The organism is Bacteroides sp. 11BF, assembly GCF_019633765.1.
GTDB lineage: Bacteria > Bacteroidota > Bacteroidia > Bacteroidales > Bacteroidaceae > Bacteroides > Bacteroides hominis.
In genome coordinates this window covers 131,058-155,063 of the sequence record NZ_JAFKPJ010000014.1, presented here as the reverse complement: position 1 = coordinate 155,063, position 24,006 = coordinate 131,058, and the positions used below count along the sequence as shown (strand labels likewise).

16 protein-coding genes and 3 pseudogenes are annotated in these 24,006 nt (G+C 40.4%); 4 read left to right on the top strand and 15 right to left on the bottom strand.

Annotated features, from left to right (window positions below; all coding sequences use genetic code 11):
* Positions 1 to 709: 709 nt before the first annotated feature.
* The 8 genes from JZY04_RS15445 to JZY04_RS15410 all read right to left on the bottom strand — a co-directional run bounded on the left by JZY04_RS15445 (position 710) and on the right by JZY04_RS15410 (position 15,403).
* On the bottom strand, positions 710 to 1,711 hold the full coding sequence (locus tag JZY04_RS15445) for a DUF5106 domain-containing protein (protein ID WP_122143670.1): 1,002 nt from the start codon (positions 1,709 to 1,711) through the stop codon (positions 710 to 712).
* An 11-nt stretch (positions 1,712 to 1,722) separates the two neighbouring features.
* Positions 1,723 to 4,188, bottom strand: a complete 2,466-nt coding sequence (locus tag JZY04_RS15440; protein WP_147347902.1) for a hypothetical protein — start codon at positions 4,186 to 4,188, stop codon at positions 1,723 to 1,725.
* An 80-nt stretch (positions 4,189 to 4,268) separates the two neighbouring features.
* The gene (locus tag JZY04_RS15435; protein WP_181996542.1) at positions 4,269 to 4,826 is read right to left on the bottom strand and encodes a DUF3575 domain-containing protein; all 558 of its coding nucleotides are present in this window, start codon (positions 4,824 to 4,826) and stop codon (positions 4,269 to 4,271) included.
* 34 nt (positions 4,827 to 4,860) lie between these two features.
* Complete coding sequence (locus JZY04_RS15430; RefSeq protein WP_122143673.1) at positions 4,861 to 7,236, bottom strand: FISUMP domain-containing protein; 2,376 nt, start codon at positions 7,234 to 7,236, stop codon at positions 4,861 to 4,863.
* 79 nt (positions 7,237 to 7,315) lie between these two features.
* Positions 7,316 to 9,445: a hypothetical protein gene (locus JZY04_RS15425; protein WP_122143674.1), complete on the bottom strand. Its 2,130-nt coding sequence runs from the start codon at positions 9,443 to 9,445 to the stop codon at positions 7,316 to 7,318.
* 12 nt (positions 9,446 to 9,457) lie between these two features.
* The gene (locus JZY04_RS15420) at positions 9,458 to 12,952 is read right to left on the bottom strand and encodes a BACON domain-containing protein (protein WP_147347904.1); all 3,495 of its coding nucleotides are present in this window, start codon (positions 12,950 to 12,952) and stop codon (positions 9,458 to 9,460) included.
* A gap of 59 nt (positions 12,953 to 13,011) precedes the next feature.
* The gene (locus JZY04_RS15415; RefSeq protein ID WP_122143676.1) at positions 13,012 to 13,971 is read right to left on the bottom strand and encodes a FimB/Mfa2 family fimbrial subunit; all 960 of its coding nucleotides are present in this window, start codon (positions 13,969 to 13,971) and stop codon (positions 13,012 to 13,014) included.
* Between the two features lie 178 nt (positions 13,972 to 14,149).
* Entirely contained in the window at positions 14,150 to 15,403 is a 1,254-nt protein-coding gene (locus JZY04_RS15410) for a hypothetical protein (protein WP_147347906.1), read from the bottom strand.
* Between the two features lie 185 nt (positions 15,404 to 15,588).
* Between JZY04_RS15410 and JZY04_RS15405 the strand changes: the two genes are divergently transcribed.
* A complete protein-coding gene (locus tag JZY04_RS15405) occupies positions 15,589 to 16,482 on the top strand; it encodes an AraC family transcriptional regulator (RefSeq protein ID WP_122143678.1) in 894 nt (297 codons plus the stop codon).
* Positions 16,483 to 16,684: 202 nt separating this feature from the next.
* Here JZY04_RS15405 and JZY04_RS15400 read toward each other — a convergent pair whose 3' ends face one another.
* From JZY04_RS15400 to JZY04_RS21540, 5 genes and pseudogenes are all read right to left on the bottom strand, one after another.
* A complete protein-coding gene (locus JZY04_RS15400) occupies positions 16,685 to 17,899 on the bottom strand; it encodes a site-specific integrase (RefSeq protein WP_122143679.1) in 1,215 nt (404 codons plus the stop codon).
* Between the two features lie 232 nt (positions 17,900 to 18,131).
* Positions 18,132 to 18,350 (bottom strand): hypothetical protein, encoded by a 219-nt coding sequence (locus JZY04_RS15395; RefSeq protein ID WP_147347907.1) that lies wholly within the window; start codon positions 18,348 to 18,350, stop codon positions 18,132 to 18,134.
* 458 nt (positions 18,351 to 18,808) lie between these two features.
* Positions 18,809 to 19,645: pseudogene (locus JZY04_RS15390) on the bottom strand (IS3 family transposase); the annotation flags it as partial.
* Complete coding sequence (locus JZY04_RS15385; protein ID WP_181996544.1) at positions 19,627 to 19,947, bottom strand: hypothetical protein; 321 nt, start codon at positions 19,945 to 19,947, stop codon at positions 19,627 to 19,629. The gene JZY04_RS15385 and the pseudogene JZY04_RS15390, both read right to left, overlap by 19 nt.
* A gap of 16 nt (positions 19,948 to 19,963) precedes the next feature.
* A complete protein-coding gene (locus JZY04_RS21540; RefSeq protein ID WP_122143684.1) occupies positions 19,964 to 20,146 on the bottom strand; it encodes a helix-turn-helix domain-containing protein in 183 nt (60 codons plus the stop codon).
* Positions 20,147 to 20,212: 66 nt separating this feature from the next.
* On the opposite strand from JZY04_RS21540, the pseudogene JZY04_RS15375 reads away from it, so the two are divergent.
* Positions 20,213 to 20,483: pseudogene (locus JZY04_RS15375) on the top strand (IS5/IS1182 family transposase); the annotation flags it as partial.
* Between the two features lie 284 nt (positions 20,484 to 20,767).
* Here the strand turns inward: JZY04_RS15375 and JZY04_RS15370 are convergent.
* Positions 20,768 to 21,070 (bottom strand): hypothetical protein, encoded by a 303-nt coding sequence (locus JZY04_RS15370; protein ID WP_220575461.1) that lies wholly within the window; start codon positions 21,068 to 21,070, stop codon positions 20,768 to 20,770.
* 763 nt (positions 21,071 to 21,833) lie between these two features.
* On the opposite strand from JZY04_RS15370, the gene JZY04_RS15365 reads away from it, so the two are divergent.
* Complete coding sequence (locus JZY04_RS15365) at positions 21,834 to 22,127, top strand: nucleotidyltransferase family protein (RefSeq protein WP_122143691.1); 294 nt, start codon at positions 21,834 to 21,836, stop codon at positions 22,125 to 22,127.
* Positions 22,128 to 22,134: 7 nt separating this feature from the next.
* Positions 22,135 to 22,931, top strand: a pseudogene (locus JZY04_RS15360) (AAA family ATPase); the annotation flags it as partial.
* A gap of 106 nt (positions 22,932 to 23,037) precedes the next feature.
* On the opposite strand, the gene JZY04_RS15355 reads toward JZY04_RS15360, so the two are convergent.
* Entirely contained in the window at positions 23,038 to 23,775 is a 738-nt protein-coding gene (locus tag JZY04_RS15355; RefSeq protein ID WP_122143690.1) for an acyltransferase, read from the bottom strand.
* Between the last annotated feature and the right edge of the window lie 231 nt (positions 23,776 to 24,006).

Below are 24,006 nucleotides of genomic sequence, written 5' to 3'. Positions count from 1 at the left end.
GCAACTTTTTCCAAGAATTTCTAAAAAAAGGATTGGATGCTAAAAAAGATCACTTTTTCAGTGCCCTCTTTTCACGGGATACACTCTTTTCAGCGCTCTCCGGTTGTGACAAGATTGAAGGGAGAGATCGGAAATCCAGTGGCTTTTGGCGTTAACATTGTTAATGCGATTGAAGGAACAGTTATTTTAAAAGAGGAAATAACAAGCCTTTTAAATGTAAAAACCTTGTTATTTGAAGACAAAAGACTTGATTTAACACAGCGTTAAATTAAACGATTGACAGACATATCAAATACCAACGAGAGAGCCTTCAATGGAAAATTATCAACAATTTAAAAACTGGTATGAATTGTTTTGAGGATTTAAATATGAAAGTCATGCAGCAGAACTGAGAAAGAAAAATATCTGATCTGGCATTTACTTCCGTCCTTAGTTGGATTAAATACTTTACCGGCAAGTATGGCAAGAAAATGACAAAGATCAGCCAATGAAAGCCGTCAAGCAAAATATGCGATTGCTGCGATCATAGAGCCAAAGAACTGCCGCTCAATATCCAGTCATGGATGCGCCTGCAGTGTGGTACTGCCCGTGACCGGATATATTAATGCGGCAAAGAATATTTAAAGAGTATCGGGATTCACCCTAGAGGAAGGTAGTGTAAATCCTGCATTAACAGTTTAGCCTCATGGATTCCCGACTCTCACCAGCTTTAGCCGTGAGAGTGTGTTAAATATAGCACTTGCTTATCCATGTACTCCAAGACACTGAATACATCTACATCTTTCAGAACCACCCGTTTGTCTCTATCAAGCAAATAAATGGAAGGAAATGAACGAATACTGTACAAATCCTTACGAGTAATCTCTCCTCTGTCATATCCGTTGATCCATTGCTTTGGAAGATTAAGGACATACTGTTCCCATTGTTCCTCCGTTCCTTCCATAGCCACCGTTAACAAGACCAAGGTGGGATACGAGCCATTTTTTCGCTCAAGCAACTGTTTGACAAGCTCTGAAGAAGCAAGCTCGTCTTTTACATGCCGGCAGTTATCACACTCCGGATCATAAAAGAGCACCAGCACATATTCAGCTGCCAAATGGTTCAGTTGCCGCACTCCTCCCTGTGTAAGAAAAGAAAAGTCAGCAGCCACGGTACCTACACTATTCTTACGAATCATGCGCAGCTTATATGTAGGAGTACTTTTCTCCAATTCGGAATATTTGTCCGAACTGACAATTCTCTCTAAAAACATTGCAAACATCCCCTCACTGTAAATAGGCGAATTGGGATTGTCCAAATAATTCTCCAGCTTATCCATAAACCAATAATACCCTCTCTTGTCCGCGTTCATTCGATCGATCAGACGATCCAACGCTTTTATAGCAGAGTCCTCACCGACCTGTTTCAACAGATAGAGGAAATTAACCAATCCCTGCTCCGTATACTCCGGAATGGAAATTCTCGTAGAATCAGTGAAATCATACAAATCCCAGTAATGAATCAACAAATAATCCAACCGAGCTTCCGCATCTGTAATGAGCACCGGAATTTCCGGCAAGGGGAAAGAAGATACATCTATGGAATCTTCCACAAGTTCATACTCCCCACTGCCAGATACCTTATCTATCTCTTTTCCCCCAGAACAGGCAACCATAATTAACAGCATACTACAAGCCATGTATACCCATAAAACCTCAATTCTATATTTCATAATTGAACGTGTTAAATCCCCCCCTCAAACAATCGATATTTTAGCATCAATGCGGAAAGCTCAGGATCAAGATTCGCCCTAAAACGTAACTGCGGCTCTATTTCCACAGCCTGCAACAGGTCATCCACAGCTTCGCGTTCTTTTCCCAAACGCACCTTGACAATGGCACGTAAATAAAAAACAGACTCTGTCTCATGCACTTTACCCAAGATACGCAAAGCGGCTTCATCATATCCCAACGACATATATGCCACCGCCGTATTTACATCCTCATAAGGGCGCAGACGCTCTAAAGCATCCGCATATCGTCTCTGTTTCAGCAGATTCAAACCGTTAGCATAAACTGTATCAACCTCGTTTGTCAACACCTGTTCTTCCAACATTCCTTTGCGCCTCAAAAAGAACCGGAACACCACCCGGCGCAGCTGTGGATAAAGTTCATTCCGCATATACCTATAGTCTGTGGGGTAACGCGCGGCAATCCGCTTTTCCGCCACATCGGAATTATGGACCTCCTCCATCAAAACAAGGATTCCCGCACGATGCGCTATCCTCTCATCTGTACTCACCAACCTCTTCAGATATCTCCAATCTTCACCCTCTGCCCTTACCCTAATCAGCTCCGAAATACCTTTCTGCTGTAATTCCTTTGCCTGTATAGACATCACACGTCCGCTGTCATCCATCATATACTCCATTGTTCCGTAGTTCAGCGAATCATTCAAATGTTTCAGATAACTGGCCACCACATCCCTCACCGAATTCGCCCGCTTGAATGACAAATCCATGTTCATGCTGTAGCTTCCTTCCGGTGAAGAATTGGCAGAGAGAAAGAGGCTATCCAAACCATAAACCGTATCAGTCATGACCTCATACATCATACTCCGTATTTTCGCCAACTCTCTACAATTATCAGAAATGGTATCCTCTATATTCCATTTCCCCACGCGGAAATGAAGTTGTGCAGAAAACTCCACTTCCATATCACGCTTTATAACACGTTGTACATAACGTGTGGTATCTACGATGAAATATGTCATTGAACTCACAAAATAAGTCAGCGTATCGGTAGGCGGCAGCAAAAAACGGTTCCTGCTCCAATCATCTACACTTCCCTCCACCGTCAGGTACATACGGCTCGAATTCTCATCAGTCCGTACCTGCTCACGATATAAATAATACACCGTATCGCTGGCTTCAACAATTTCATTCAGGCGCATACGATGCCCATAAGGAAAAGGTACATACCGTCTGAATTTCTCGTAACAGCCAGCTTTCAGCCTCTCATTACGTGCCACCTTGGAAGCACTGATAAAGCGACGTACCACATCAGCTGAATCCACTTCAGCCATACGTGCAGATATTCTCTCCTGCTTTCTAGTATAACATTTCTCCAACAACGAATCACCCGTATCTCTAAACATCCAGTATTGAGGAAGACGGGACAATACGTCATAACGGCGGAGTTTCCATTGTCTTGATTCCTCTTCTATTTTCTTCCGCCACGCTAGTATATCCTTTGCAGGTACCGGTTTCAAAGTGTCCGGCTGTTGCCGGTTCATATTATAAGCAGGTAACGATTTCAGCCAATTTCTATACATACCCAATATGAATCCACCCCACCTTGTATTGTCATTCCTCTCTTTGAGGATACGGGTATCCAACCAGCTTCTGTTCCTTTCCTTCCGTTCATTAAAAAACAGAATTCGGTCATACAGTTTCCTATTAACTACCTTTATCGTATCACTACTCCACTCTGAGACAAACTGCAAAGCCGTCAGATTACTTCCATACCTGACAAATTTTCTGATATCAGCCAATTTCATTTCCGATATCCGTACTCGAGAATTAAAGAAAGACATACGATCATACAGCGGATTGGGGTTCTGTTTTTTCTTTTCCCATTCATTCCATTTACGATATAGTTTCTTCTTCTCAAAGTTCAACCGTTCCATGTAGTGCATAAAGCCCCTTCTGTTGCCAAAGGCCTCTAACGAGTCAGCATTATCTGGCACAATATGCGACAGGTAGTTTTTATAGCGCGCATATCCCCTTTCCTGTCTCTTCTGGAAATAGGCCCCCATATAACGCAACATATCCAAGGAGTCTTTTTCCGCCCCTCTCAACAACACTGGATAAACATCGAGCATTCTTTTATTATGTTGTAGCTCCTTAGGTATACCCAGCACAAATTCGATGCTAATTTTTCCATTACGCTCAACCACATTACGCCACTGTGTAGCACTAACCTGAACCTCAGGTAAGATCAGTGAAGTTATATTCTGCCTACCTACCGTATCCAACTCCACACCTACCTCCATACCGTTTTTTATAAGTAATGACTTGTCCGAAACATTTTGCGTACGTTCTTGTTCTTCTATCGTATCTTCCAAGGTCGAAACAGAAGACACTACCAAGGGGGAAATGGGAGGAAGTCCCACACTCACACGCGGCGACTGCCTTTTCAGATCTCTCATTCCAGAACAGGCCACAAACACACACATGCCCAAAAGCAATATGGGAATTGTTCTTTTATATATCATTCCGTAACCTTCACTTAAAATAAATACACTAAATTAACTGCCACCTGTGGGATAAGAAAGGCACGGGTCTCCTTGCCATAACGTGCACCGCAACGCTGACAATCATATTTCATATGGCGTCCCCACAGCATACCGGCCCCACCTTCTAATTCCAAATTCCAGCGACGCCCCAGCAAGAACGCATAGCCATAGGTGGCACCGCCTCCCAATCCACTTCCATCATAACGATGACCGTTCCATGTAAAATTATAACGTGATCCAGAAAGATAACTTCTTACAAAAGGACCAATATAACTCTGCGTGAACCAATAACGCACGGCAGGCGTAAAGGTCAGGTTCTTGATTTTATGATTGTTTCTGAACGTCCAAGGATTATACTCCATACCCACTTGAACACTCCAATGGAGATTCACAGTGATGGAAGCTTCTGCATTGAAACTGCCCACAGCCAACTTCGCGAAGTTGGTCTGGACTGAATAGAACTGCGCACGCAGTGGCAACATACAAAACCAAAAGAAGAAGAACAGCAACAAGCAATATCTCGATTTCTTTTTATTCAACTTTATTTTCATATTTCCATTCATCTATATCTACAGTTTTGATATTTCAAAGGTTAGTGCCAGTAACAGAACGATAGCAAACAGCATAAGATATTCGAGTCGCTGCCATACCACTAACATTTGATGAATATTTCCACGAGAAATTTTTATTTCCACCACCGGTAGAACTTTCATCCCAATAAAAATAATTAGTAGGTATAGCATTGGAAGACGGAGAATAACTCAAATATCCCACATTCTTATCACCAAAAAAGAATAACCCTTCCGAAATAATCTTCTTAATTTGTATATCTCCTGCCAATTTAAAACCATCCTTCTCACAACTTTTCGATGTCATAATTTGATCAATCGGCACTTTTATTTCATAAAAATCAAATCCAAGTCTATTATGCCCTATCTCAGAATCAAGCCGAATATCCCCCCCAATATATTTCACACAACGTACCGCATATTTCACACCACTAGTAGCTTCTTCAAGTGACAAATTATTCAGAGTAGGTATATCCTTTCTAACTACCTTAACAATCTTACGCAAAGTAGCCGAATTTGTAGAGTAGTCTTCAAATTTTTGATTATTGATCCAAAATGCCATAACTGCTCCCTCACCTGTCTGTGACTGAATACCCAAAGCGTTTTGAACACCAGTCCATGGAAACAGTGCTTGCTCTGTAACATTTTCATCCACTAAGTAACAAAATTTCTGAGATAACTTCAGTTGCCCCCCCTTATATTTAGGGTCGAGCAATGTTTGAAGATCACCTTCTGTGGGAAGATGCCAACCTGACGGACAGGGATTTATACCAACCTCGTGATTATAAAAATATCGGGTACCACTCCCATAAGAATCCGTAGCCCCCACATTATAAGGAGCCACCACCATATAACTTCCAAGCCTGATGGCAGCAACAGGCAAGCGACTTATCTTCACAGGAATAGTAAAGAGCGTTTCCCATTGGTCCGATTCCGAGACACGGTACTGAATTTCTAATTTGCATGTTCCATATCCTACAATATTAACAGTAATCTTTCCAGGCGTTGTGTTTTGTATATATACCACAGAAGAAGAAAATTCCCGTTCTATTGGACTTTCCTCTTTTTTGACTACCTGTACACAGTTGTTCATGGCATTAATCTCATTATCAGTCATTATTGTTCCATCTACATTATACCATTTCAAATTAACTACCACACCCGTAAATTCATCTTTATCCATATCAGATATAGTTCCAGAACCCTGACTTTTCTTAACATACAGATCTTCGAATGCCTTTTCTATACAATATACGTTAGATGCCACTTTTTTAGCATCAGAAGTGAAAACAAAAGCACCAGTCTTATCATCGTCCCACAAGGGATTACTACTTACCAACAGTCCATTACTCGAACCGTTCAGCGCATCTTCAACCGATCCGGAACCAGCGGAGTTCACCTTCTCAATAGTGTACTCGTAATAGGTATTTCGATAAATACGCTGTGATGTGTAGCCATCACTCTCGTTGTTCACATTCAGATTTAACCGGTAATAATAAGTTTTTTTATCAGTAGAAGAATTAAGTTCCAATGCCACAATAGCACAAAGGGTATTAGTAGAATTATTTCCTGCATCGTTAGTATAGTTTTCAAACGCATAGCTTACCAATCCATTTACCGGATTGTTGACAGACTCCGATCCGTCAGCAGCCAGACTGCGCACATACCCCACCGTATCAGGTGATATGGCAGCCGGAATATTTCCGTTTAAGTCAATGGCATAGGTCCTCTGACGATTGTTGGCCAATGAGAAACTCTTGAGTGTAAAATTGGCATTATTTCCTGCTTTAATAACTATCTTAGCCACAGTGCGACGCAACCACACCTTCACTGTTTTAGTTTTTGCGCTATATTCGCCTTGCGCACTCATTAGAAAGTTCCCCCCCCGCGAGAAATTTGTATAATCATATGTCAACAAGGTTTTAGCCTGACGCAAAGTAGTTGTTTCGCCTGTCAGCTTTTCAGTCAACTTAGTTATATCGTCTGCCATGTTTCCCTTCCAGTTAGCCAACACTAGCACATCATAATCATGCCCCTCGGAAATGCCGCTTCCAGTAGAAAAATCTATCGGCTGACGAAAATAGGAATTCTCAGCATCATTGTCAGCATGTTTTTTTACCTCCACACAGCCTACATAGGTTCCAGTCTCTTGCTCATTCTTATTAAAAAACAACAATGCCATACTCGCAATCTTCGTCTCGTCGTCTGTCGCCACATAATCATTGTCTGAAGCAGAAGTTCTCTCCCTTCCCTGTAATATACGTGGCGTTTCGACTGCATATTGCAACACGGGAATGTTCGAAACCCCTTCTTCCTCCAGCATGACGACCTCATTAGTGCAGGCACTCAGACCTACACAGATATATAGTAAAAAACGGAATTTCTTTTTCATTTCAACTATTCTTTTGTTTTGCCTAAAAAATCATTCATATAACTTAACACAACCGTCCGGCATCATGCGGACAACCCTGTCATTTGGTCCACTTAGCAGTTCCCTTCACACAGCGCACATTCCCCCAATGCGTTTGATTCGCCGCCTGCAAAATCCTCATTTCTCCACTTTGAAGTCTTTGGGTAATCTGCCAACCGGATCCTGTATTCTCGGACACACTGATATTCGGAACCTCCTGTCCCTTCCCGCTGAACAGTGCCGAATTGTCAGTCAGATATTTCCCCATGGGGACGTAAATATCTTTCTGCCCGAATACTGGAAAGAAGCAGATACTGCCAGCAGTGGGAAGATAAACCACCTGAACGTTCGCATGACCACCCACACTCATGTAAGTTGAACGCAGGCGAGGGAGTATCTTGAAAGCGAACTCCTTACCAGTTACCATACGCCAATCAGACCCTATATGTGTACTACACTGTTGTAACACGGTTTCTGACGACCATGGCCTCATACTAGTACTTAACGGGACAGGGTTATCCTCTTTACCTGCAAAACCAATTTGGGCACGACCTTTATCTCCCCATTTTTCGGAGGAAGATATCACTTCCTTCCAATCGCCCACTTTAACACCAGAGGCTGTCACACCATAGAAATTAAAATGCGGCGATTCTGTATTCCGTCCACTTACCGTAAGTCCATCAATCTCTACATCGCCCGAAGCAGACGGAGCGGAAAGCTGGGTCACGATTATAGTCTGTTTACGGGTCGAACCATCGCTCATGTTCAAAGAAAGCGTAAAAGAAGCCTTACGACCTGAGGAAATCAATATACCGCCTTCGTTCAAAGAAAAGTTAGGTTGTGCGGTCAATATCAGCGAATTGTTGGCATCGTGTCTCTCTACTGACAGCCAAGAGGGCAGATTGGCTACATCCTCCCCTAGTGTCCATTGTACGATAAAGCCCGTGGATGAAATGAATACCTCATGTGCCACACTTCCATCTCTCAATGAACTTTGCAAAATATTTACTGGACTTTGATCAGCATAGTCCAATGTAATCCGAGTTTCGGAGATACAGGCCTCGTTCCCCTGTCCATCAGTGAAGAAAGTACCTTTCACCCCCCCACTGCTCCAACCATTCACCGTATAATCTATCTCTCCATGTTCTGATTGTGACTCAAAAAAGTTGATATAAACCCACTGATTGGGCTCAAACTTATAACCACTTCCGTTTACATACATCTTATAAGTGTCAGTAGTTACAACTGTTTCACTCTCCAATACAGCATTCAGCGACTTACCGGCACCACCGATATCACCTTTTCTCACAGTCAAGTTACTTTTAGGCAACACTTTCTTGCAATCCAAACTAACATTGATAGGTTTCCAAGCTTCATTGTCATGCGGAAGCATATAAAACTGTACTTGTGTTTTGTTTTCTGAGTCACCCCAAGAAATAGCCTTAGCTTCAGTGAAGCACGACTGTTCGACAGTACTCTGCCCACCGAATAAATAGATGCGCTTGGGTATATTGGTTACCGATACCCCACTCACCTCCATCCAATCGGGAAGTTGCTCCCAATTGATAGTGACCGACACCATCTTCCGATTAAGTAAACACGAGGCCTCTCCCGTGGCACGCTGGTATTCGAACTCACCCGTATAAAGCAGGAGGGGATTGGATGAAGCATCTGCAAAAAACGGATAATCTACGGTAGGATTTCCAGTCAAACCAGAAGAATAAAGATTTTTTCTCACATAGTCTTCCGTCTGCCCCAACAAAATTTGCCCCAAAGCATCGCCGGAGGTATTCTTGTCCATATAAGTGCGATAGTTCACTATCACTTTCACGTTATATCTTGTGTTGCCTCCTAACTGCAATCCGTTGGTAAGCAATGGAAGCTCTTTCTTAGAAAGATTCAGTCCTGTACGGTTATCAGCAAAACTGTAAGCCACACACTTTTTCGTATTTTGGTCAAAAAACAAATAAAAAAGAGAAGTTACCTCTCCCTCATCGTCTAAAGGCAAAAGCGAACGACTTCTAGGTACTACCTTCTCAAGAACAGACACATGCAGTACCTCTTCACCAGGTAGAATGCCAATCTCGGCATTCTGCGAATTATCCCAACTGCCTTGTAGTTCTTCTTCCACACATGATGTAGCAAATAACAAGCAACAAAATAATCCTATTTTAATCAGTGTATGTTTCATTTCATTTTTATATTATTTAATTACAACTTTTGCAGTACGCACGCATCGGATAAATCCCAAATAATTTTTATTTGATGTTCCCGCATAAGCAATGGTTACCAAAGTTTGCTTGTCAAAAGAAGAAAACAAATCAGTCCCACTGCCAAACAAGATATCACCATCTAACTGTTGATACTGCAACTTAACAGTAGAAGGAAAGTTTCCATCCGGATTAGAGGTGTAATATCCGACAGTCATTCCCCCAGCTGATAAATCTTTCGATGGATAAGCAGAAGCAGATAAAAAAGTGACAGTCTTTCCATCTGTAAAACTATAAAGGTAATGGGTCTGGCTACCATCATCCGTACCAGTTGTCCTTTTTTCTACCCGAATGTGACGGATCAGTTCCGCAAACTCTTGCAATGTAGGAAGGCGCCAACCTTTTCCACCGCCATCCATACCAGCACACAATTCTTCGGCCGCCTGTATATTGTTTCCTGTCTTTAACACTGCATTATCATCTCCTGCGTTTATATAATCTCCAATATATTTCCTTTCATCAGCTTTAGATATATATTCCCAACTACTGAAGCCATTGTCATTCATAGTCAGCATCACAAGATTTTGCCCACTCCTATTTGCTCCCAAACCAACGTATTTCGGATTTACATTTTGGGAAATGCCATAATTCATCGGCGCCCATTCTAGGTTACCAACACGGGTGGGATTAGTCCAACTCGCTACAGCAGCTCTGCCATCCTGTTTCACCGTGATTTCTTGAACACGGTTACTTTCTCCTCTCACGCGATAAACTAGTTTATATTCCCGAGGAGTTTGGCTCCAATTAGGGATCGCTTCTATCTTCATGCTCTTCAAAGAGGGGGAAACATTCACAGTCAGAATACCATTCGAGTTATCATCGATTTTATCCAATACGTCCGACTTCAAACGGCTCAAATACCCAGTGTTCACCGGCTCGCCCAATGCATTTAGACTAATGAAGTTCTTATTCACACGAAAACCCTGTACACAACGGATATGCGCCTTGTCTAAACTGCTCGGATTGGAGTTGATGCTTGGAAGCACTTTACCATTGTTCAGTGTAAGTGTCAGAATTTTTTTGGTTTCATTACCAACTTCATCACGGTCTATCAACCAAATAGAAGATGATACATTGTTCATATCCGATATCCGAACAATGGGAATCTGCGGCGTGCTTACCTCGTTGAGCAAACCTTGCTTGTAAAGCATAAGGGTGGCTTTCCCGTTACTATCTCCATCGGATAAGGAGTAGTATTGAATAATTTTCGTATCAAGCAGTTTCAAAAGTTCCTCCACATCCTTTGAAGCCGGGATGAACCATCCGGTCGGACAGCTGATGTGCGACACATTGTCTTTGGTGAAATCCTGTCCTTCGAAGTTTTCCACGCTGTTGTTTGAAGCCCCCACATTACGATCACGCCAAGTGAGGTTATATTCACTCAAAATAAGGTCTTGGGTAGAGAAAGCGAACTGACTCACATTGATGATATGCTCCTTAGAAGTCATACTTTCGACTGGCGATTTAGAAATTACTTTAATCTTAAAAAATAGTTTACGAGGTGATCCTGTAGGATTGGTTTTAGCTTGCAGAGTTATTGCAGTTCCATCCGGATTCGTCAAACTCATCCAGTCGGGTTCCTGACCCTGCAACGGCTTGCCTGTTTCATCCACCCACTCCACATTGCTGGTACCCTGTTTCATCACCACAGAAACCGTCAGATCGGGATTCAGCAAAGTAAGCTTCTGTTCTCCTCCTGGTGCCGAGAAAGTAAAGCTAGTAGCTGATACCTGTACCTCTCCGTCCACACTGCCATTCTCTTTGGAACCCAATTCCCAATCGGAAAGGCTGACATCCCGTTGGCGAAGTTCCACATTCAACTGTAAACGCTTGGCACGCAGATAAAGCTTCGTGTCCACATCCTGACTCCATGCTTGCAAGGTAGAAACTTTCAAGTAATGCGTATTTCTCTCCCCCTCGATCTTTGTCAGTTTAGTCACTGACAGTGCATCACTACCCAAATTCACTGACTTATTTTCATCCTTTATATAGCCTTGATCTTCCACTGCACTGATTTCAATATCACTCCAGGCGATATCACCAGAAAACTCCACTGGTAAGTTATAGCTTACACCCTGTTCGCGCGGCATAGTTAATTCCATACGTTCCAGCGAGATAAAGGACTGACCGTCAAAGGTTGTATTCGAATTCACCAAGTTATATGCACTCAGTTCTACAGTCATGTTGACACCTCGACTGTTTAAAGCCTCTTCCGGGGTGCGGAAACCTGGACCTTTTACCGCCGTAATATTGAAACGATACAAACTAGAACGCAAGATATCGCATGTTGTCTGGCTATTACCCGTACCCTTTACAAAGTCCAACCGATAATAAGAAGTGTCACGAACAGCACTCGTATTAGCATAATCGTAGATTCCTCCTACAATGACACAAGGATATTCCATCCATTGCTCTGGTTTCATCGAAGCACCGGCTTTCTGCTCCGGCGCATAAAGAAGAGACTCTACGGACTGGGAAGTCTCATTTACCACGGCTTCAACCCAATCGATACGCCCACTTGCGTCTGTAGGCAAAGAAGGAGCATGAATCGTATAAGGGTTTTCTGAAGAAGACGCATATTTACTTTCTTCTATTGTGTAATTACCTGTCGAAGGAGCCAAACGATACCTATTCATTGTCCTGCCCAGAAGTACTTTAGTCAGCTTGAATGACTGTCCACCATTTCCACCATTCAACAACCCTTGAAAGTCCGGATTCCCCAGATTATTCGGATCTTTAGCATTCACTCCCACATCCACACGAGCCAGGGAACGCAACAACTTGAATGTACCCAAATTCACATTTCCAGCCTTGAGATCATCCACATCAAAGGTAATCTTGTTACATTGTGCCCACATCGGAATTGTCTTATTACCATCTTTCCCCCAGCCCTTCTCCGACACACTCCCTTCCAGAGCCTCTATAGTTTCATCAATGGTATAACCATAGGGATAACCCGTTGTTCCTGTATTGCGATGCAGTAACTTATCATCAGGTTGTGAACCCAATACAGAGGTAGCATTCGCACATAACATAATGGTAAGTTCATCGCCACTGAGGGAAACTGGAAGACGAAGATAAAACTGATTGCCGTTATCCGCTTTTGCCTTGACAGGTCGCCAACAATCATAACGCACTTCACCATCATGATAACCCTGCTCACCCTGCTCTGACTTTCGGAAAATAAGCGCTACTAAATCATCCTTGAATACTGCATCGGATGAAGGATCTCCGGATGTTCCGGTAGCAGGAGAAGCCGCATCACGCAGATTGAAGGTCAGCATCACATCCTCTCCCGTATCTGTTCCAGGCGTATAGCTATCATCAGCATAGTTATCCGTACAGGCAGCTGTGAATGCCAACAGCAAGCCCATCGCATACATCAACATTTGTATTTTAAATCGACTGAATTTATTCATTGTTGTCATTATGCTAATTGTTATATCTTATCAATTTCTATTCTCTGGTTTTACTAATTACTCCATGACTACTCCACTGGCTGTACAGACTCTGACAATATCCAATCATTCACTGCAATGGTAACTACCGCACCCTTGAAATGAATATCAAGCTTGAAAGAATGATTCTTGCTAAAATCTATCTTCGGACTAGCAAGTAGTAGGTTTATCAGATTACGATCAAACAAAGCGCTCCGCACTCCGTTTCTCTCGGCCGTTATCACAATGCGCGACTGCATCTCATTCTCCAATTTGAAGAAACGGAACAGGCAGGATATGCCAGCACCAAAGTCTGGATTGGTATGTGGCTCATATACCGGAGTATAATGCAGCAAAGGGGATGTCTCTACGATGGAGTTGTCAAACTTATAGTCAGCATTACGCAGATCTACCGTAGATGCTAAGCTAGAAGCGTCATAACCATCCGGAATGCCATATACATTCAACTCCAAACGGTTAACATTATTCTCTAGACTGATCTCATATTCATTGAAAATACCCAATTTCATTTCAAGATTCCCCAACGCCCCATACAGCAGTTCGTTAGAAGCGAATGGAACTGTATTATTTTTTTCGCGATGTACGGAAAGTATCGCATCAGCATCCACCGTCACACCACTCTCAAAAGGGGAAACCGTATAAAATGCCTGGTCATTCTCCGTATTGTCAGCCCATACCACACACCGATATTCTCCTGGAGGCACATAGAACAATACAGAATAATTGTCACTAGCCAACTGGACAGGAATTTTCTCAGAATGGGACATATAAAACGTGCCGTCAGCACGAAATAAATAAAAATTGAGTCGTCTGATTCTTTCAGCATAAGTTGTGACATCGCCCTCTTCAGGCACATAACGTACATTTATCCGCAAACCGCCATCATAATGACATTCACTTACGTCATCACTAATACAACTCTGCTGCAACAAGCCCATTACCACCATACAGAATATGGAAAGAAAGTAGGTTCGTCTTTTAACACACATAAAAATACTTATTTCATATTGAAAAGTAAAAGCCGCCAGCCGTTCTTCATCGTTAAAATGAAGCCAGTCTAACGGCTTTCCAAAACATACGCCCGTTCATTGCAATTTTACCAAGAACTATCTGACTGATCAGGAATGAACGGGCAGAAGGAAGGATCGGTTATTGTTATAACCGAATTTACTCGATTGTCTGATCACTATTCACCACAGTCCATGGAGCAGCAGTTACAGTCACAACCAATGTGTTATCCTGAGTTTTGCTTTCATCAGTTGCTTCATCAATAGAACCACTACCAATACCTTTAATCTGAGAATTGATGATGTAGTGCATATTTCTATCTGTCAAGAAATCTTGAATTCCAGATGAAACGCGGGCTTTATAATATCTAACAACCTCATCTGTTACATTGCCCACACCTGATACACCGTTATCCACCAACTCTTGTCCACACACCTTAGCCTTCAGAATAACTACAGTACCCTTATGAGGGTTGTTGGTGAAGTTAGGCAGAGTATAGAAATCAGGAAAGATGTAATGAGTATTGTCATTATTCAGAGCATAAGCATACTTATAAGTATAGGCTGTTGTAGCTTCACTTACGCTACCCCCCTGATCATAAGCCTGATTGTTATCAACATTATCTACAGTCTGACTACCGTTTGACGGACCACCAAAGTCATCAACAAAACCACCTTCGTTGTAGCCGAAATCCAGTTCAAATCCTGAGGGAGTCACACCATCTAATTTAAACGGTGCAATTACCGGAGCTGATTTCTTTACAAACACTGCTTCTATACTCTTCAACTGTACTTTTGCTTCCTCATCTCCATCACTATCCAAAGCTTTCTTGTTAACCTTGAATGTCACCTTTGATAGTTCACGATTCAAAGTAACCGGCAACATATAAGGAGAAGCACCTTGTGCATTATTGATATCAGCTGTACCAGACATGATGAACGAACCATTTGAATCCAAGCCTCCGATATAGCTTTTAGACATTCTTTGGGCAAAACCGCGAATCTGATCTTGAAAATTCCGAGCCTTCTCGTCATCTGAACTACCTTGTACATTCACTAATTTCTCCAAAGCAGACTGCAACTCTTGTGTCGGATTTGCAAAAGCATAAACAGAAGAACCATTTTTAGGAAACTTAACAGTCTTTGAACGCTCGGTAGTTAAGACATATTCCTTATAAACATTATTAGTACCATGTTCGTCATCTGCATGACGGATGAATAACAACACCTTATTCAAATCATTCTCTTTGCCTACCGGATTAGAAGTTAGAGCACGTGTCAAACCAGAAGCCGAAGTGTTTAGTTTAATAGTAACCTCATCTATCACCTTGTTCTGATCAATAGCCGAAGCAACATCCTCTTCATTCGAGCACGCCGCAAATGCCATCACTGAAGCACACGCAAGTACTCCCAACCAACCTGCTTTTTTCATTTGTTTTTTCATTCTTACTTATCTTAAATTGTTTATAAAAAATTACTTAATAGGATTTTCCGCCTTTCATATTACGCTCTATATTAATAGAGAGAAGGCAGAAGGGAAAAATCGGACACTCTGAACAAGAACGATAGGAAACTTAATTATTTATAGTTTAAAATATTATGAAAAAGGAGAACAACTTAATTAATTTACTCTATGTCAAGAAGCATCATTCATGCCTAAACTACACCTCATCTTCCCATTTGGGATTTAAGTATAATGAACTTGATAAGGATGCTCTTGTACTTGAAAAAGTTATGGAAGACAATGCTTTCATCTTTCTATTAGAAGGAAAAATGCTTATTTCATGCAACTTTTATGGAGAAGGAATTCTCATAGAAAATCACATCCTGCTATTGGCAAAGTCTTCCATTGTAAAAGGAACGGCTTTGAGTAAAGTCCGATTCATATCGCTCTCTTTCAATATACCTAAAACAGGGTGCAACAGGATGATGCTTGAGTCCCTATCAAAATACGGAAACATTTACAACATGGAGTTCTTTCCTCTCAAAGTATGCCGTCCCATGCAACTATTCCTAGAACTGTTGGAATATAGCCTAAGACAACAATCCACCTGTTTTCATTTCCATGAATTGATGGAACATGAGCTCTATTTATTATTGAAATATAATTATAAGATGGAAGAAATAGTCCGATTCTTCTACCCATTAATAGGTAGCAATACAGACTTTAAAGATTTTATACTAGGGAACTTCAGAAAAGTAAATAATGTAAATGAATTGATAGCTTTATCTAAGATGAGCAAAAGTAGTTTTACAACCAAGTTCAAGTCTGTATTTGGTATAACCGCTAAACAATGGATGGTGAAACAAATAAATAGCCAAATAGAATACTTGCTCAGCCAACCAGGGGCTACTATAAAAGAGGTAATGTTTGAACTTAACTTTACTTCTCCTTCTCATTTTAACCGATACTGCATGCAACAGTTCGGATGCACTCCTAAGCAACTCCTTTTGAACTTATCTGTTGATAAACAGAATAATAACAAAAAATAGAAAGAATGGAAAAAATGATAACTTTTTTGTTCTTTTTGTGAAAAGTTAGATGTGAATAATACACTAACTTTGCAGCGCAAAACAAAAAATAAGATTTTCTTGAAAACTGATATTACTCTCTATTAATATATAGAGAGTACAAAGATAGACGATACAATTCAATAAAGAAACAGAAACACAACATTTTATTTCAATGCTTTAACTAAATCAATCCTGCAACTTTTTGATTGACTTTCCTTAGTACATCAATGTCAAGTTCCTTCAAATAAATGGCAGTCACAGTTTCTGAGGAATGCCCCAACCCAACACTGATTGCAGATAAAGAAGCACCACTGTCACGCGCCAACGTAGCCCATGTATGACGGGCAGTATAGGTCGTCAAAGGTACAGGGATACCTGCCATTATCCCTATTTTTCTCAAATGATTATTTATCTTTCTCAGTTCTTTACGATATTGCAAATAAGCGCTTTGCTCCAACGAGTTATCTATAATGGAAAACAAATACTCGCCAGTAGGAGCCTCATACCTTTTAATAATCCCCTGTAATTCTTCCACCATAGGAATGCGAATCAGCCGATTGGTCTTTTGTCTCTCATAATAAATCACTTCTGAAATGATATTCTTCTTCAGAAGAAAGGCAATATCCACAAAAGCTATTCCTTGGGCATAGAAACTGAATAGATACAAATCTCTAGAACGCTCCAAATCCGGATATGAACTCAAATCCAACTTGCTTATAGCACGCATTTGCTCACGAGTCAAAGCACGTTTCACCGTACAGCTGGGTGAAGTTCTAACAGCACCAAAGGGGTCATTACATGCACCAGATAACCCTTCTCTAAGTGCTCTGTTGTATACAGACTTAAAATTTCTCATATAATATCGAATCGTATTCACACACACCTTCTTATCTACTAAGAATCTCTCATAACAATGTATCCACTCCCTATCAATTTCACACATATCCACTTTCTCATCACAAAATCTGGCCAAAGAATTTCGTGTACTTTTATATGCTGAAGCAGTTCCATCCTTACCAGCATACTCTTTATCTCTTATTTGTTTGTCAAAATAAGGAAGCAACTTAAACCGAGAACAGTACCTGTCTAAAGGAAAGGAAAGAGAACCATAATTCTCCTTACAACTTGAATGCACCATTCTATCTTCAAATTCCTTATAAATGCGTATGCGTTCCTCCTTCAAACGGCTATTCATGGTATTGGCCTCACAAATACTGAAAGAGGAACCTTCTACAGCACATACGACTCCATTCACATTATCAAATTCTTTAGGAAACAGACGATAACCTGTATATATTAGTTTCTTTCTACGATTTTGAATAATCTGAAATACCAAAGGATATGTACCATTCTTATAACACCTGTACATATTTAACTTCAATTTCACTGATATCATTAATACTTACTTATTATATCATGTAACATTAAATATATTTAATTTAGCATCTAATTCTGACATAAAATGTAACTTATACAGAAACAAGCCAATAGAGTCTAGAACTTCTCCTAATCAACCGAATATCACACCAACAAATGTATCTCTTGTAACTTTACTAAAGCTAAACACTGTTTTAATAATACCGATATACTTTTACCTCCGAACAAAGGAAAGACATGTGAACGGTCTTTCATTTAGCCCCTTCCATCCCCAGATATTGTTTTCTTTGCTGATCAATTGCTATCTTATTCAAGGAAACCACCACGAAGTTAGCCTGCCAGATCGGATTCCATTTCGGAGTTTCAAGAATAACTGTCCCAACTTTTCTTTCAAGAAAAATCATATACTCTTCCTGTACGTTACGGGTATAATAGCACACGAATGACAAGGCTTCATATACATTATCCACACACATGAACACCAATCACACGCTATCCGACTCTTAGCATATCCATACAGCAGTACAGTATTCGAAGCTAAAAGATAAGCCAATACTGTGCGTTCTCCTCCCTTATCAATAGAGGTAAAGACGAAAGACCTCCATACAAATGAATAAGCTTGCTTTTCTCTTTCTTATGCAGAAAGGTGACACACAAACAGTCGTCAAAGATCAGGCGGTACTCCTTCGCTTCCGAGTGGAACTGAAATATATTCCGCACCCTATCCTGCTTATGGATATCCACTATCAGATATCCCTACTAACCAGACACAATTTGTTTTTCACAATCTAACATCCCTTTCCACACATTTCCATCAAGATCCATTACACATCCCAGCTTACTTAATTAAAATTTTCAATCACTTCTTTTTCAGATATCAAATGTATAAGTGAAGTGTCCCCAAAAAGTCGGACAGTAAATTATTTAACTATATTGAAAGAGTTCGGTATTGGACCGGACTCTTTCCTTTTAATCTATATTTAATTCTTTTATTGTTGTTGTAATCAATATATTCGTCTAAAACCTTCATGAAGTCTTCTGCAGATTCGAACTTTTCAGCATAGAGCAGTTCGGATTTCATAATACCCAAAAAGTTCTCAGCCATGGCGTTGTCAAGACAATTACCTTTCCGAGACATACTTTGTAAGACATGATGCTGAGTAAGCCGCTGTCGATGACCAGAATGTTGATATTGCCACCCTTGATCAGAGTGTATAATTAGTCCGTCAAAATTGTCGAACTTAGCAAACGCCTTGTCAAGCATATCGTATATCTGCTTAAGATTGGGACTTCCGGAGAGGTTATAAGATATTATTTCACCATTGAACACATCCAATATGCGCGAAAGATACAGCTTCTCTGAACCTATATTTATCTGCGTGACATCCGTTGCCCATTTACAATTGGGAGCTTGAGCAATAAAGTTCCTATTGATTATATTTGGAGCGATCCTGCCGATCCCGCCTTTGTACGAACGGTAGCGGACCTTTCTAATTTTACTTTTAAGCCCCATAGTGCCCATCAGCCTTCGTACGGTTTTATGATTGACTGTAAAGCCTCGGGATTGCATCTCCGCTACAATGCGTCGATAGCCATAGCGACCTTTATGCTCATGTAAAATGGATTCTATCATATCTTTCTCCTCTGCATATTTATCGCTCGATTTTAAGCGTTTCAAATGATAGTCGAATATGGAACGAGCCATCTTTCTTAACCTCAATAATAAGTTAAGAGGATATTGTAACCTTAGTCCGTCGATGACTTCTGCCCATTCAGATGTGTCTGGGCTTTCTTTTCCTCGACTAAGGCCTTTGCTTTTTTTAGTAGCGCATTTTCTGCTCTCAGACGGATATTTTCTGCCTGGAGTTTCTCCAGTTCCGTCTGCGGTTCTTTCTTCTTGGGTTTACCCATATCTTTTGGCGGTTGGCCCCGACGTTGGTATTGGCAGAGTGCCGTGTAGCCCTTATTACGGGTTAAACGTACCCAGCTATCAAGCGCGGTGCGACTTATACGATAATCGATTAATACATGGGACAAAGGTACACCTTTTTCTAATATTAATCGCACGACTTTTCCCCTAAAATCAGGCGTAGGCTTTAGGTTCAGGCTTCTTAAGGCCGTCATTTCCGTAACGCTCATAAAGTCTGACCCATTCAAGAAGTTTGTTTTCATGAAGATTGTATTCTCTTAAAAGAACTTTAATGGACTTGCCGGCCTTAACTTCGCTCACTAAATAGAGCTTCCTTGTAAATGTGTACTTAATCATATAAAATAAACCCTAAAAGTGTTTTGTCTAACTTTTAGGGTTCACTTCAAACTTGACACAACCTCATTGAAAAACGAGCAATTGAAACCTGCCTATAACATACAGATTACTACAGAGAATCAGTTTATTACTCAATCTGGGGATTTGCAGACGGGCCGAAGATACGGGAACTCTAATTCCTTTTTCGAAAATTTTTCAAAAGACTTATCATAGGCAATCCTCTATAGTAGTGGCCGATGCCGGTTATGGAAGCGAACAAAACTACGAGTTTATGGAGAATACAGGTATAGAGGCTTTTGTCAAGTACAATTATTTCCACAAAGAGCAGAAGCGTGCCTAGAAGAAAGATACTTTTGCCATACAAAACCTTTACTACAACTGGGAATAGGATTATTATCCTTCAACATTTCTAAATTTTAATCTCGATGAAACAATATAAAGGCAAAAGTGTACATCTTCTCATTCTTAACACTCATTCCCTTGTTGGTTTGGTTACTGTCACTCTATTAGTCCGTTTATCACACTTGCAAAATCTATTATTCAATGTTTCTTCTTTTGTAATAGCTTTCATTGCTCTTATGTATTTGTGCAGAGATTTCTCCCTGCTGGTTAAACCTATTCTTAAAAATCAGAAACATGTATGTATTGTTTTTTAAGACTCTCTAAAGCTTTTTCCGTGACGAGGTATGTATATCGTTCGTTGCTACCAATACGTTTGATGGAGCGTGTTTCTTTGAGAACAACAGACTTATTGAAAACGATTTCATATCTGTCACCACAGCTTGTTATCAGGGAATCTACACTACGTTTGTACTTGTCCACTTCTGTTTCTCTGTATCTATCTTTAGGAATAAAAGGTTTATCTGGATCGTTTACAAAATACGCCTCTACTACTACAATGCCGTTTACATCATATACTTTCATAATCGTATTATTTTAATTTGTTTCAAACTTAATGCTCGTTTAGATTTTGAGACCAATCTTTTTTCAATCATATTCTTGTCTCTGTTCGTCGGACGACTTTTTTTAAAATCCACTTATGCCCTTATTGAGTTTATCGACCTGATCTTTTCAACAATATCAAATAGGAGATAGGATCTGCAAAACTAAAGTGAAAAATACTACCCGCAGGACTGGAGATTTTCCTCTTCACCCTTGGACACAGCCTTGCAGATGCGTACATCTCCGGAAATTCCTTCGCTGACAAGATCCTGTCCGATTCAGTAAGGGTATATAAGTACCGCTTTGAGGAGCCCGACATCAGGAACAGAGATAAAAATACGAATAGCACAAAGTCCGCTCTCTTGGAACGAAGAGGAAGGGGCAAAAGGGTGAGAAATGTGTCCTTTCTAAACCATAAAACAATCAAACAAAAAGGGAGAAAGGGCTACCGATAAAAGGGTGGTGGGGGAGGAAAAAGTCTGTTCAACATGCTATACTTCTATATACAGCAAAGTTGAGAGCTGATTGATATTAGCTAATTGGGATTACTCCTAAAACTTAAATCGCAATACAATAGTTTCAAAAAAAGATGAAAGAGGATATAAGTACAATCTTCTTTTCGTTATCTTTGACAGAGTATAGAAATAAAATTCATTTCCTCCCTAATCCTTTAAGATAGTTTTAGGCGGAAGAGAAAAGTAATAACACACATTAGATGTGTATTTAACGTTTAAGCTAAAAGAAGATGAAAACAAAAGAAGAATATATTGTTATGCTTAAGAAGTTCAAAGAGAAGCATGCTTCCAGATATGGCATCCGTTCTATCGGAATTTTTGGTTCGGTAGCTCGTGGAGAGAATCGACTAGATAGTGATGTGGATGTATTTGTTGATTTGGAAGAGGCAGATCCTTTTGTCATGTTTGATATTCGTGAAGCACTACAATCTTTATTTGGCTGTAAAGTCGATTTAGTTCGATTAAGACAAGGCTTACGTAGTTCACTACTCAAAAGAATAGAAAAAGAAGGAATCCCTGTTTAATATAAAAATGATTGATTTGAACCATAAATTTCCGATAGAGATACAGACCTTTGAGAGACTCCGTAAGGGTGAGTACCTGTATGTAGATAAAACAGCACTATTGTGGAAAATAGCTTCCACCAGTACTCCATATTTTCTGAGTCACCCCCGTCGATTTGGCAAAACTCTATTACTTTCCATTTTCGAAGCATATTTCAAAGGAAAAAAAGAGCTATTTGAAGGACTTGCCATAGAGAAATCAGAGACGGAGTGGAAAGAGTACCCGGTGTTATACCTGGATCTAAATGCCACCAAATACGATTCGCCTCAGGCGTTACATGCGATATTGAGTAGCTAGTTGACACAGTAGGAATTAAAGTACAGACATGGGGTGGATGAAGAAACCTTGTCACAACGCTTTATCGGTGTGATCCGCCGTGCATCTGAACTTATCGCCCGAGGGTAGTCATGCTGATTGACGAGTATGACAAGCCTCTTTTGCAGGCATTGGACAATGGGGAATTGCTGGATGAATATTGTAACACTTTGAAAGCGTTTTATGGAGTATTGAAGAGTACCGACCGCTATCTGCGTTTTGTTCTCCTGACTGGGGTAACAAAATTCGCACAAGACAGTGTATTTAGTGATCTAAACCAACTGAACGATATCAGCCTCGATTTTGCGTACTCTACCATATGTGGAATCACGAGAGAAGAACTTATAACAACTTTTGTATCCGAATTGAGGCAACTATCGAAAACAAACGATATGAGCCAAGAAAAAGTAATGGAAACAATGTCCCGGAAATATGAGGGGTATCACTTTCATCATATGAGAAGAAGAAATAGAAAGGACTCTCCATAGAGAGCAGCACCTCTATTTACAATTACCTCTACCTATACCCTCACTTTTCTTTTGCAACTAACAGTAGTCATCCTTTTAAATACTTATTGATACATCTACGGTCCCAGTTAATCCCCTGTTTTACAACTTTAGCCGGAACACCCGCAATAATTACATTGGGCTCATTAAATACCCTTGTTACGATACTCCCCCAACCAATAATACTATTATCAGAGACTTTCACATTTTTACAAACCTTCACATCTTTTCCGATCCATACATGCTTACCTATTACGATACTCTTAGCAAAATTTATCGGCTCACCTTCTAAATTCGTTATCGTATGTGCGTCGGTACACCATATATCAACGCCCCAGCTCAACTGACTATCGTCTCCAATACTGATGCACGAATCATCTTCTTGCAAATATAATGTAACGCCATTAATTACTACACGATTTCCAATATCTACCCGACAATTATTAGCCATTCTTGAAACACCGGATCCCAGTCCCGGAAGTTGCCCAATAATAAGCTTCAATCCCGTCATACCCAATATGGTAGAATAGCGTAAAATAATCGTCCCTATATTTACTATATTATTATCTCCTTTTACAATCAGAAGAAATCCATCACTTAGCAACAATTCTTCCGCACTATCTTCAGAATCGCAATACATTGAAATGTGATTGTTATTCCCAATGATCGTTATGTTAGCTTGATTTATAATCCGATTAAACCGTTCGTTCTGAGAAGCCATACAGTCAATCCGATTATGTGGGAAAATCAATGTAATTTCATTATTTTGACCATTAACATGTTCCATATCATTCTAAATCCTATAGTTTACATTCGTAGCAATACAGCTTTTACTCCTTTCTGCCAAATGTACGAAAAGGAATAGCTTCACATTCATTAGCCTACTCCTGATCTTCTTCATTTTAATTAAATTAACGATTACAACAATAAACCGAAAGCAAATGATCCTCTCAAAGCAAATATCAGAGGAAAACAAGTATGGCAGGAAAGACAGGCACGATGAAAAGACTAATGCTTT